The organism is Candidatus Eisenbacteria bacterium (assembly GCA_016235265.1).
In the GTDB taxonomy this organism is placed as follows: Bacteria; Eisenbacteria; RBG-16-71-46; order RBG-16-71-46; family JACRLI01; genus JACRLI01.
Map to the genome: position 1 here is coordinate 1 of JACRLI010000020.1, position 10,967 is coordinate 10,967.

General features: G+C 68.0%; 12 protein-coding genes and 5 tRNA genes. 13 read left to right on the plus strand and 4 right to left on the minus strand.

Going from position 1 to position 10,967, the window contains the following annotated elements; genetic code table 11:
* Nucleotides 1-127: 127 nt before the first annotated feature.
* The 4 genes from HZB25_11640 to HZB25_11655 all read left to right on the plus strand — a co-directional run bounded on the left by HZB25_11640 (nucleotide 128) and on the right by HZB25_11655 (nucleotide 2,296).
* The gene (locus tag HZB25_11640; protein MBI5837891.1) at nucleotides 128-364 is read left to right on the plus strand and encodes a hypothetical protein; all 237 of its coding nucleotides are present in this window, start codon (nucleotides 128-130) and stop codon (nucleotides 362-364) included.
* A gap of 80 nt (nucleotides 365-444) precedes the next feature.
* On the plus strand, nucleotides 445-1,269 hold the full coding sequence (locus HZB25_11645) for a hypothetical protein (protein ID MBI5837892.1): 825 nt from the start codon (nucleotides 445-447) through the stop codon (nucleotides 1,267-1,269).
* A 270-nt stretch (nucleotides 1,270-1,539) separates the two neighbouring features.
* On the plus strand, nucleotides 1,540-1,917 hold the full coding sequence (locus HZB25_11650) for a type II toxin-antitoxin system RelE/ParE family toxin (protein MBI5837893.1): 378 nt from the start codon (nucleotides 1,540-1,542) through the stop codon (nucleotides 1,915-1,917).
* On the plus strand, nucleotides 1,889-2,296 hold the full coding sequence (locus HZB25_11655) for an XRE family transcriptional regulator (protein MBI5837894.1): 408 nt from the start codon (nucleotides 1,889-1,891) through the stop codon (nucleotides 2,294-2,296). The genes HZB25_11650 and HZB25_11655 overlap by 29 nt, the downstream gene beginning before the upstream one ends.
* Nucleotides 2,297-2,483: 187 nt before the next feature.
* Here HZB25_11655 and HZB25_11660 read toward each other — a convergent pair.
* From HZB25_11660 to eno, 4 genes are all read right to left on the minus strand, one after another.
* Nucleotides 2,484-2,560 (minus strand) — tRNA-Met (locus HZB25_11660).
* A 162-nt stretch (nucleotides 2,561-2,722) separates the two neighbouring features.
* Entirely contained in the window at nucleotides 2,723-3,163 is a 441-nt protein-coding gene (locus HZB25_11665; protein MBI5837895.1) for a septum formation initiator family protein, read from the minus strand.
* 159 nt (nucleotides 3,164-3,322) lie between these two features.
* Complete coding sequence (locus tag HZB25_11670; GenBank protein MBI5837896.1) at nucleotides 3,323-3,817, minus strand: DinB family protein; 495 nt, start codon at nucleotides 3,815-3,817, stop codon at nucleotides 3,323-3,325.
* 17 nt (nucleotides 3,818-3,834) lie between these two features.
* Nucleotides 3,835-5,130 (minus strand): phosphopyruvate hydratase, encoded by a 1,296-nt coding sequence (eno, locus tag HZB25_11675; protein ID MBI5837897.1) that lies wholly within the window; start codon nucleotides 5,128-5,130, stop codon nucleotides 3,835-3,837.
* Nucleotides 5,131-5,502: 372 nt separating this feature from the next.
* Between eno and HZB25_11680 the strand changes: the two genes are divergently transcribed.
* The 9 genes from HZB25_11680 to tuf all read left to right on the plus strand — a co-directional run.
* A complete protein-coding gene (locus HZB25_11680) occupies nucleotides 5,503-6,072 on the plus strand; it encodes a sigma-70 family RNA polymerase sigma factor (protein ID MBI5837898.1) in 570 nt (189 codons plus the stop codon).
* 2 nt (nucleotides 6,073-6,074) lie between these two features.
* Nucleotides 6,075-6,704: a zf-HC2 domain-containing protein gene (locus HZB25_11685; protein ID MBI5837899.1), complete on the plus strand. Its 630-nt coding sequence runs from the start codon at nucleotides 6,075-6,077 to the stop codon at nucleotides 6,702-6,704.
* Entirely contained in the window at nucleotides 6,685-8,511 is a 1,827-nt protein-coding gene (locus HZB25_11690; protein ID MBI5837900.1) for a PDZ domain-containing protein, read from the plus strand. Before HZB25_11685 ends, HZB25_11690 begins: the two co-directional genes overlap by 20 nt.
* 471 nt (nucleotides 8,512-8,982) lie before the next feature.
* Nucleotides 8,983-9,951 (plus strand): hypothetical protein, encoded by a 969-nt coding sequence (locus HZB25_11695; GenBank protein ID MBI5837901.1) that lies wholly within the window; start codon nucleotides 8,983-8,985, stop codon nucleotides 9,949-9,951.
* 270 nt (nucleotides 9,952-10,221) lie between these two features.
* Nucleotides 10,222-10,294 (plus strand) — tRNA-Thr (locus HZB25_11700).
* A gap of 98 nt (nucleotides 10,295-10,392) precedes the next feature.
* Nucleotides 10,393-10,477, plus strand: a tRNA-Tyr gene (locus HZB25_11705).
* Between the two features lie 26 nt (nucleotides 10,478-10,503).
* A tRNA-Gly gene (locus tag HZB25_11710) sits at nucleotides 10,504-10,580 on the plus strand.
* Between the two features lie 94 nt (nucleotides 10,581-10,674).
* Nucleotides 10,675-10,750: transfer RNA gene (locus tag HZB25_11715), tRNA-Thr, on the plus strand.
* Between the two features lie 76 nt (nucleotides 10,751-10,826).
* A partial coding sequence (tuf, locus tag HZB25_11720) for an elongation factor Tu (protein ID MBI5837902.1) occupies nucleotides 10,827-10,967 on the plus strand: 141 nt, incomplete at its 3' end.

Sequence of the window (10,967 nt, forward strand, 5' to 3'; positions counted from 1 at the left end):
AGGGCCATCGGCATCTCCCGCAGTTGGTCAGCGCACTCGCCCGCGCCCTGAACATCAAGCAGCAGTCCAAGCGGCTGGAAGAGGCCGCGTGATCACACGATGGAGCCGTGGAGAATTCCAACTAAGAATGGGCTTGCTTCATGGCCCGTGGTACGGCTACTACCCGCGCACGCGGGTCTACCTGGGCTTCGGCGGGAGCTACGGGTACCGCGGGTACTATGGTGGGCACGGTGGGTACGGCGGGTACGGTGGCTACGGTGGCTACCGCGGGAATTACGGCGGCGGGCACTACGGCGGTGGACGTGGCGGATCGGGCCACGGCGGCCGCGGCGGCGGCGGCGGGCGTCACGGCGGGCGGCGTTAGGCGGGGGCTCGCATCGACTGGAACAGGAGCCGAGGGGCGCACGCGTGCGCCCTTTGTGCGTCTATTGGAGAAGTCGCAAGATGGGCCGCCGCGAACGTCTGTGTGTTGTGCTGTGTTCCTTTCTCGCTCTCGGGGCAGGCCCCGCCGGCAGACCGGAACGGTTGGAGAACTGGCCGTTTGTCTTCTTCGCTGGAATCACGGGCGGCAGAGTTGACCGGACCGTCTCTCTGGTGGTGGACGTGGACGGGGGGTATGCGCCGGGTTCCATCGGGGTGGCAGAGATTCGGCTTCCGGACGGGGTTTCGCTGGTCTCAGGGAGCACCACGATTCGAACGAACTTCGCTGCTTCGCGGAGACCGCATACTCTTCAGATCAAGCCCACCCGCACGGGGCACTTCGATGTTGTCGGAATTCTGCGAGTGAACAGTGGAACATCCTATCGTGACGAGGTGGACATCGAGCTTCCTCTGGAGGTGCGCGCCGACAGCATCCACGAGAGCAGCAGCCACTTCACTCGCATGGAGAGCGTCCGCGGCGGACAGCGCTACCGCTACACCCGTGAATGGTTGGTCCCCATCGACAGTTCCGATGCGGTCTCGGAGTTCGATAGGGCCGGGTTGATCGTCAAGCCCCAGGTGGTGGAGGAACTCGCGGCTCTGCCCTCGTGGCCGAGGGGAGCGGCAGTCGATTCGCTGGCATTCATGGTGGTGGTCAGGCGCGACGGATCCGTACGGGACGCGGTCCTGGCCGGCTCTCGAGCCCGGATCACCAGGGGAGTCAAGGATGAGGCTGTTGCCGAGGTCCTGAAGGCTCTGAAGTCGTGGCGGTTCCAGCCAGCGACGGTCAAGGGGCGTCCGATCGAAGACTGGCTCTACGTCACCGCCCCGGTCCCCTCTCTGCCCTGACCAATACCAGGGCCCCGGGCTCTTGCGCGCTTTCGAGTTCGGGACTGCCCGGCCGTTTCCTTCGACTTCAGGGTGCTTCGGCCGTGACCTATTGGAATCATGCATGTTGCCCCCATGGCCGCGCCCCAGCTCTGCCTTCCGTGGGTGCCGAGATCAGGGCCTCCCGGGGGCGCGGGCGGGCGAGGACCGTTTCCCGGCTCGATACCCAGTGCCTCATCCCGGGCCTAAAGTCTGGACTCCATTGAGTCGATATGGTAGATATGCCATACTATGGACAGGCCGGCGGACAGGAAGCCTCTCTTCTGGGTGGGCTCGTCGAAGAACGACCTCCGCGAGTTCCCAGGGGAAGTGAAGGATGTTATGGGTCATGCCCTCCACGTGGCCCAGACGGGGGCCAAACATCCCGACGCGAAGCCCCTTCTGGGGTTTGGCGGGGCGGGGGTCCTTGAGGTCGTGGAGGACTTCGCCGGCGGCACCTACCGGGCGGTGTATACGGTGAAGTTCGCAGATGCGGTGTACGTGCTGCACGCTTTCCAGAAGAAGTCGAAGCGCGGCATCAAGACGCCGAAGAAGGACACGGATCTGATTCGGGAGCGGCTCGGGAGAGCCGAGAGAGAATATGCGAGCTGGAGCAAGTCGAGAAGGTAGGAAGGGCTCAAGGGCCGTGATTCCCGTGGAGCGAAGCTCCGGAAACGTCTTCGAGGACCTCGGCCTCGAGGAGAGTGCGGAGCGCCTCGTCAAGTCGGAGATCGCCGCGCGCATCGCGTCCATCATCGAACGCCGCAGCCTCAGGCAAGTTCAAGCCGCAAAGCTCCTCGGGGTGCACCAGGCGGATGTTTCGGATCTTACCCGAGGGAAGCTGGCCGGTTTCTCGACGGACCGGCTCTTCCGATTCCTCACCACGCTCGGACAGGACGTGGAGATCCGAATGCCGAGTCGGCTCCGTGCGAATGGTCACGGACGGCTCCGCGTTCTGGACGAGGATGGCCGAAGCGTCGCCGCAGGCGGCATGCGCGGGAAGCGGTAGAAGGACGAACGTAGGCAGCCGCCCCGACATGGACTTCCCAGGTTGGAGCCTTGGCTCGTCCTGGTTTCACGAGTGTCTTCGCCCCGTCCGCGGCTCCCGCGCGACTCTTCCAGGGTAGAACTCGGACATTGTACAACGCGAAGGGCGGGAACCGATGGTTCCCGCCCTTCTAACTGCTTGGAAAATTTGGTAGCGGGGGCGGGATTTGAACCCGCGACCTTTGGGTTATGAGCCCAACGAGCTACCAGACTGCTCCACCCCGCATCAGCAGAGCTACACTACCCGCTCACCGGGGCGAAGTCAAGCCTTGGGCGCCGGAAACCGGCAGATGGTTGCCGGCCCACGCGTTGCGGCGCGATCCGCAACCAGCCACGGTGCCGCGGTACCGCACAGGAGTGCCCCGGATCCGCCCGGCCGCCCCGGCTCCTACGGCTTCCGCGGCTGCCCCGGCGGGAGCCCCCGCGGCCCCTTCGGCAGAGGCGGCTGCACCAGCTTGCGCGCATCAATGGCCTGCTTCACGGCACCCTCGCCCACCACGCGGATCACCAGCTCGCCCGGCCGGGCCAGGCCGGCGTTCTCGCGCAGGAACTTCTCGGTGTAGAACGGGTCGGTGCGGGCGCGCAGCAGCTCCTCGTCCACCTGCTTCACGCTGGAGGTGAGCTTGCGGTTGCGGGCCTCGATGGAGACCAGCTCGCGCTTCATCGAGAGGATACGCAGGATGCCCTGCTCCGAGAAGACGAAGGAGTAAGTGAGCCAGGCGCCCAGCGCGGCGATTCCGAGGCGCAGCGCCCAGCGGCGCGGCGCGGGGCCGGTCGGGCGGCCGCGGGACCAGGCAGGGCGTTCCAGGCGGCGGACCAGGTCGAGCAAGGTTCCCTCCTCGGGGCAGCCTCCATCCTTGAAGGCCGTACCGCACGATAGCAGATTCGGCGCCCGGGAAAAAGAATGTAGGTCAGGCAGGTTGGCTGCCTGACCTACCCTTCCGGCTGCCGTCAGGCAGCGGAGCCGCCCGGCCTGCACCGACCCCGGCTACTGGTACTGCTTCTCGTTCTGCTCGAACCCCCAGATGAACGGCGGCTCCACGCCCAGCAGCCGCAGGAACGTGTAGAACTGCCCACGGTGGTGGATGTGCTCGTCGTAGACCACGCACAGCAGGATGAAGCCCGGCATGGTGGGGCCCCAGAAGGTGGGCACCATGGCCTGCAGCTGCGCGTCGGAGAGCTTCTGGACCGCGGCGTCGGCCTTGTCGAACTGCGCCCGGCACCACTTCTCGAGATCGGCCACGGTCTGGATCTTGTCGGCGCCGGCCGGCAGGTCGCTCTGCTCCAGCTTGCCCTTGCCCACGCCGGCCGCCAGCGCCGGGGCGTACTCGTACATGTGCACCACCAGGTCCTTCACGCTCTTGAGCGGCGGCACGGGCACGGCGTTCAGCTTGTCGGCAGGGATGCGCTGGATGGCGCGCAGCGTCACGCCGTGGACCCGGCGGAACTGGTCCCACATCCCCTTGGTGACTTCACGGTTCATCGGGATCTCCTTTCGGCTCAGCCCCCGTAGAGTTCCTTGCCGGCGAACACGGCCGAGTCGGCGAGAACTTCCTCGAGTCGGAGCAACTGGTTGTACTTGCACACGCGCTCGCTGCGGCACAGCGAGCCGGTCTTGATCTGGCCTGCGTTGGTGGCCACGGCCAGGTCGGCGATGAACGAGTCCTCGGTCTCCCCGGAGCGGTGCGAGATGACGCTACGGTAGCCCGCGCGGTGCGCCATCTCGATCGCCTCGAGAGTCTCGGTCAGGGTGCCGATCTGGTTGAGCTTGATCAGGATGGCGTTGGCGACCTTCTCTTCGATGCCGCGGGACAGCCTCTCGGTGTTGGTCACGAACAGGTCGTCGCCCACGATCTGGATCTTCCCGCCCAGCTTCTCGGTCATCAGCGCCCAGCCGGCCCAGTCGTCCTCGGCCAGCCCGTCCTCGATGGACACGATGGGGAAGGAGGCGATCCACTTGTCGTACAGCGAGACCATCCCCGCGGCCTCGTAGGACACCCCGCCCTCGCCGGCCAGCACGTACTTGCCATTCTTGTAGAACTCGCTGGCGGCGGCGTCAATGGCGATGGACACGTTCTTGCCGGGCTTGTAACCGGCCGTCTCGATGGCCTTCACCAGCAGCTCCAGCGCCTCGGCGTTGCTCTTGAGGTTGGGCGCGAAGCCGCCCTCGTCGCCCACCGCGGTGTTGAGGCCGCGCTGCTTGAGCGTGGACTTCAGCGCGTGGAAGGTCTCGGCGCCCGCGCGCAGGGCCTCGGCGAACAGGTCGAAACCGTGCGGGACGATCATGAACTCCTGCAGGTCCACGTTGTTGTCCGCGTGGGCGCCGCCGTTGATCACGTTCATCATCGGGGTGGGGATGGTGCGGGCGTGCACCCCGCCCAGGTAGCGGTACAGCGGCAGGTCCACGGACTCGGCCGCGGCGCGCGCGGCGGCCATGGAGCAGCCCAGGATGGCGTTGGCGCCCAGACGGCCCTTGTTGGGGGTGCCGTCGAGCTCGATCATCATCGCGTCGAGGCCCTCCTGGTCGGCGGCATCCATGCCCACCAGCTCCGGCGCCAGCGTCTCGCGTACGTTGCCCACGGCGGTGCGCACGCCCTTGCCCAGGTAGCGGGCCTTGTCGCCGTCGCGCAGCTCCAGGGCCTCGTGCTCCCCGGTGGACGCGCCCGAGGGGACGGCCGCACGGCCCATCGCACCGCCGCCCAGGTGGATTTCCACCTCCAGCGTCGGGTTCCCCCGCGAATCCAGGATCTCCCGAGCCACCACCGCCTCGATGTCCGTGAAGCCGAAACTCGCCATCTTCCCACTCCCGGTTGGTGTCGAACTGCCCATGTCGAACTCGAACCCCTGACAGATAGCAGGGCGGGCCGGGGGGCGCAAGGCCGGGCCCGGTCAGGCCCGGTCGCCTGGGTCCGGTCGCTGGCCCGGCCTCCCGGCTGGGCGGCCGGCGCCAATCCGGCCCCGGACGGCCCCTTTTGACCGCCTGCGGGACAACGGGTTACGCGGCCTTTTCCTTGACGCCCCGGCGGACGGGACGTACCTTCGAACCCGCCGCAACTTGTGACGGCACTTTTGCGTAGGCAGGTTCAGAGGCACCCGTGGCGACCGGGATTGGCCCGGGGCCCGTTGGGTCCAGGACCCGCCCGGAGTCGCCAGCCCGTGGAGGAGCGCTTGAATCACGACGACGCGCTTCTGGTCCAGAGGTGCCTCAAAGGCGAAGAGCGCGCGTACGGCGTGCTCCTCGGCCGGTACCGGCGGGCGGTGTACAGCCTCATCTACCGCATGGTCGGCAACGCCGAGGAAGCCCAGGACCTGGCGCAGGAGGCCTTCATCCGGGCCTTTCGATCGCTCGCCAGCTACGACCCGAACCGCTCCTTCGCCAACTGGCTGTTCAAGATCGCGTCGAACCTGACCATCGACCACTTCCGCCGCCGGCGGCTGCCCACGATCTCCACATCGGTGGGCGAGGACGAGGACGAAGGCCGGGAGCTGGACCTGGCGGATCCCACGCCCTCGGCACTGGATACCATGGTCGAGGACGAGGACGCGAGGCGGACCGCCGACCTGGTGCAGTCGCTGCCCGAGCACTACCGGATCGTGGTGCTGCTGCGGCACTCCCAGGACATGGCGTACGAGGAGATCGCCGAGGCGCTGAACCTGCCGGTGGGGACCGTGAAGGCTCGCCTGCACCGCGCGCGGCACATGCTCAAGACCAAGCTGGAAGGCACAGGGAGGATCTGATCGTGGCCCTCAAGGCCTGTGGAATGGACGAGGCCCGTCTCCAGGAGTACCTGGACCGGGCCCTGGGCCGCCCGGAAAGGGGCGAGGTGGAAACGCACCTCGCGGACTGCCCCGGGTGCGCCCGCGAAGTGGAGGCCTACCGCCGCCTCGCCTCCCGACTGGCCGCCCTGCCCCTGTTCTCCCCGGATGCCGACTTCGATCGACTGATTCTCTCCGCCGTGCTCCCAACCCGCCGCCGCGTCATGGGGATCTCCGCGCTGGGCTGGGCGGCCGCGGCCTACTTCGTGTTCACGCTGGGACTGCTCGGCGCGGCGCTGACCCTCGCCGGTGCCCCGACCTCCGAGGGCCCGATGCGGGTCGCCTCCTGGGCCGGGCAGTCGGCGGCCCACTCCCTGGCCAAGGTGGTGGCCGCGCTGGCGGTGGCCCTGCAGTTCGTTCGCGACGTGGGCGGCCTGGTGGGCGGCCTCCTCGGCCGGCTGCTGCAGGTGCCGGTCCACGTTCTCACCCTGAGTGCCGAAACTCCCGACGGCAGGTTCTACCTGGCCCTCGCCGTCTGTACCGCGCTGGCTTTCTTCCTGATCGCCCGGCGCACTCCGGAAGGAGGCGTTCGCCATGCTCGGATTCGCGTCTAGATTGCTGGGCACGGCCCGCCTGGTCCTGTGGGCCTGGCTGGCGGTTTCCATGGGGTTCTCGCAGGCGGATCCTGCCTGGGCGAAGAAGGTCGTGCACATCGGCCCTTCCGACAGCAAGGGCAACATCACCGTGGACGTGAGCTCCGACGACTCCACCTTCACCCTGGTCACCGACAGCGGCGTGGTGGCGAACAAGGGCGGGTTTACCGTGCGGGTGAACTCCGGGCCCGCGTTCCTGGGCGTGGACGGCCGGCGCATCAGCGAGCTCACGCGCAGGGCCCTGGGCATCGAGGAGGGGCTGATGGTCAGCCGCGTGGTGCCCGGCAGCGCCGCGTCGGCGGCCGGCGTGCTGCGCAGCGACGTGCTGCTGAGCCTGGGTGGCGATCCCCTCAACTCAATGAGCGACCTGCGCAACGCCGTGGAGAGCCACGAAGCCGGCGACACGGTGCAGCTCGAGCTGCTGCGCAAGGGCCGGCGCCTCAAGATGCCGGTGATGCTGGGCAGCGAATTCGGAAGCTACCGGCGCCACCATGGCGGCCAGGACATCGTGCGCTTCGGCGAGAGCGTGGTGGTGAGCCCGGGCCAGCAGGTGGAAGGCGACGTGGTGTCCATCGGCGGGTCGGTGGAAGTGCAGCCAGGCGCGGTGGTGAGCGGGGAAGTGGTGGCCGTCGGCGGGAGCGTGATGGTGCGCCCCGGCGCGGTGGTGCGCGGCGACGCGGTCTCCATCGGCAGCGACGTGCGCGTGGACCCCGGGGGCCAGGTGTTCGGCCAGAGCGTCAGCACCCGCACCCCGCTCAACATCCCCGGCTTCGGGCGCGATTGGCAGCACGCGTTCAGCTGGTGGTCGTTCATGTTCAAGGTGATTCGGATCATCTTCTACCTGATGGTGCTGCTGCTGGTGTACGTGCTGTTCCGCGACCGTTTCCTGAACACCTCCTACAGCGCGGCGCAGCACACGGTGAAGGCGTTCTTCATCGGGCTGCTGGTGGTGTGCACGGTGATCCCGGTCGCCATCCTGTTGTGCATCACCCTGATCGGGATCCCGCTCGCGGTGGGCTACGTGCTGGCGGTGTTCCTCGCGTGGGTGATCGGCTACCTCGCGGTGGCGCTGTTCATCGGCAAGCGGCTGCTGGGCCAGGGGGACCGCTGGGCCAGCGGCAATGTGGCCGCGGTGATGGTGGGGCTGCTGTTCCTGACGGCCTTCGGGGTCGTGGGCAGCGCGCTCACCGCGTTCGGGCCGTTCGGGATCAACGCCATCGGCTTCGGATTCAACCTGGTGGGGGGCATCCTGTGGCTGATGGCCGGCATGACCGGTCTGGGCGCCGTGGTGCTCTCGAAGTTCGCGAAGCCGACCGACCCTGGCTACTTCGGCCTGACGGCCGCGCCGGGCCCGTACACGCCACCGCCGGGCTATCCGCCGGCGCCGCCCTCCGGCTATCCGCCGGCAGGCTACCCGCCGGCAGGCTACCCGCCGTCCGGCTACCCGCCGGCTGGAGGCTACCCACAGCCTTCCGCTCCGGGCTACCCGCCGGCCGGCTACGTGGCCCCGCCGCCGTACTCGCCAGGGGTGCCGTATCCGCCCGCCCCGCCGGCCACCACCGGCGCTCCGTACACTCCGGGTGGGGGCGGCTACGGGTATCCGCAGCCCCCGGCGCCCCCGGCCCCGGCCGCGGCACCGCCCGTCGCGCCGCCACCGGCGGCCCCGGTCGCGCCGCCGGCCCCGGGGAAGCAGGACCCGTACGCCCCTCCCCCGGGTTACGAGCCCCCGAAACCGACCGATCCGGGGTCGGAAGGGTCCCGGCAGTAGGTCTCCAGACCCCGCCCTCCTGGCGGACAACCTGAGTGGAAACCGGCGCGGTGGGGGAAAAACCCCACCGCGCCGGTTTTGTGCCTGCTGCCGCCGCTCAAAGGCAGACCGGCAGGGCGTTCCAGGGGGCGGCTCCCGGAATGGCCTATCCCACGGATCTCCAGATGCTTGAATTCCCCTTGCACCAGCCCATGGGGCGCGCTATCCTCACATTAGTGACTCTTTATTCTTGGCATGAAAGCTGCCTTAGAGAGTCATCGAAGCGCTAAGGACAGTCCCGGAAGTCGCGCAGCCAACGCACCAGGGTTTGGTACGGGGCCGCGGGTTCACCTTTTCTAGCGCAGGTTCCCAATCAAGCTCCCAGCTTTCATGCGCCAGGCCGGCGCGATTGCCCCCGTGATGGGGGCGGCGGTCCTCTTCCTCGTGGCGGGCGTCGCCGTCTGCGTCGCGGCCAGTTCCCCGGTGACCGGTGTGATTGTCCACCCGGCCAGCGAGGTCCTGGAGCGCTACATCACCTGGAACGGCTCCACGCCGGTCTTCAACTCGCCCGACGGCTACGCCTGGGAGCTGGTCACCTCGCCCCAGCAGGCCGGCCCCAACGCGGGCGACGGCAGCTTCCATCCCATGGACCAGACCGAAGTCGAGTCCGCGCTGCGCGGCGTCCGCTTCCCCCTGGGCGGCGTGACCGCGGACGTGTTCATCCTGCCGTACCCGCGCCGCGAAGTGCCCGCCTCGTCGGCCGGTTCGGGCTGCCTGGTGCTCACCCCCGGCGTGCGGGCCTACAGCCGCGAGGAAATCCACTCCGTGGTGACCCACGAGCTGGGCCACCTGGTGCAGGCCGCGCTGCTGCCCGACACTGACACCGAGGGCTGGGCCCGCTACCGCGGGCTGCGCGGCATCTCGGACGTCTCGGTGTACTTCGACGGCGCCAGCCACGCCAACCGGCCCCACGAGATCTTCGCCGAGGACTTCCGGTTCCTGTTCGGGGACGCGGCCTCCCGCGCCAGCGGCACCATCGAGAACCCCTCCCTTGAGCTTCCGAACGTGCGCCCCGCGGTTTCGGAGTTCCTGGCCGGCCTGCACCGGCCCGCCGCCGCCTCCCTCGAGGCCCCCGGGACGCTCAGCAACGGGCCCAATCCCTTCACCGGCCGCACGGTCCTAACGTTCAGTGTCAGCGCGACTTCCGTGGGTCTGCGGGGGTCGGCACTGCCGGCCGCGGCGGACGCCGCCAGCGCCCCGGTGCGCGTGCGCCTGGGGGTGTACGGTGCGGACGGTCGGCTGGTGCGTCAACTGGTTGAAGGTGAATACGTTCCGGGGACCCACCGGGTGGTCTTCGATGGCCGGGACCAGGCGGGGCAGGCGCTGCCCGCGGGGGTGTGGTTCGCCCGGCTGGAGTCCGGTTCCAAGGTGGCGGTCCGCAAGCTCATTCTGTCGCGCTGAAATCTCCCTACCTCATGTCAAATTAGCTCTTGACCTGATTTGGCGCGTGCCCCTATCCTAAGGTGCTTCTCAGGGGCGCGGGACGAAGAACCCCATTTCTAAATTCCGAACTGGAACCGCGACTGCCTTTCCGAGCCGAGAGCTGGGCGGGGTCGTTTTGCCCTGTGTGCTCACGGCGCAATGGGAGTCCATGCCCCATAGAAGTCCAGTTGGATTTCGCTCCGCGCGCGCGGCAGCGGGTGCGCCGTGCGCGCGTTTGCGTCGCGTCAGGCTGGCGTAGCTCAACTGGTAGAGCATCTCATTTGTAATGAGACGGTTTGGGGTTCAAGTCCCTTCGCCAGCTCTTCTACTCGGTTTCGATTTTCGGTTCCGCGCGCGCCGCGCGGGGGGCGTGGCCCGGCGGGGAATCGCGGGGCAGGGCGGCGGGACCGGTGATTTCGTGGTGGGGTGCCCGAGAGGCTAAAGGGGACGGTCTGTAAAATCGTTGGCTCAGCCTACGGTGGTTCGAATCCACCCCCCACCACCACTCGAAGTCGTGATCACGATCGGCGGGCGGGAGTAACTCAGCTGGTTAGAGTCACAGCCTTCCAAGCTGTTGGTCGCGGGTTCGAGTCCCGTCTCCCGCTCCATCTTTCCTGAAGCGCGGCCGCGCACGGCGGCCGACATCGGCAGCGCCCGCCCCCGGCGGCGGCGCCCGCCGGCCCAGGCGGCAAGCAGTGTTTCGCCCGAGTAGCTCAGTCGGTAGAGCATCTCCATGGTAAGGAGAAGGTCATCGGTTCGATTCCGATCTCGGGCTCCACTCCACCGCCAACACCGCGTTCGTCCCGGGCAGCGGCCCGGCGCGTCATCCCGATTCAGCAGGAGGACCAGTTTCCATGGCCAAGCAGAAGTTCGAGCGTACCAAGCCGCACGTGAACGTGGGCACGATCGGGCACGTGGACCACGGGAAGACGACGTTGACGGCGGCGATCACGATGGTTCTTTCGCAGAACAACCCGAAGATTCACGTTCGCGAC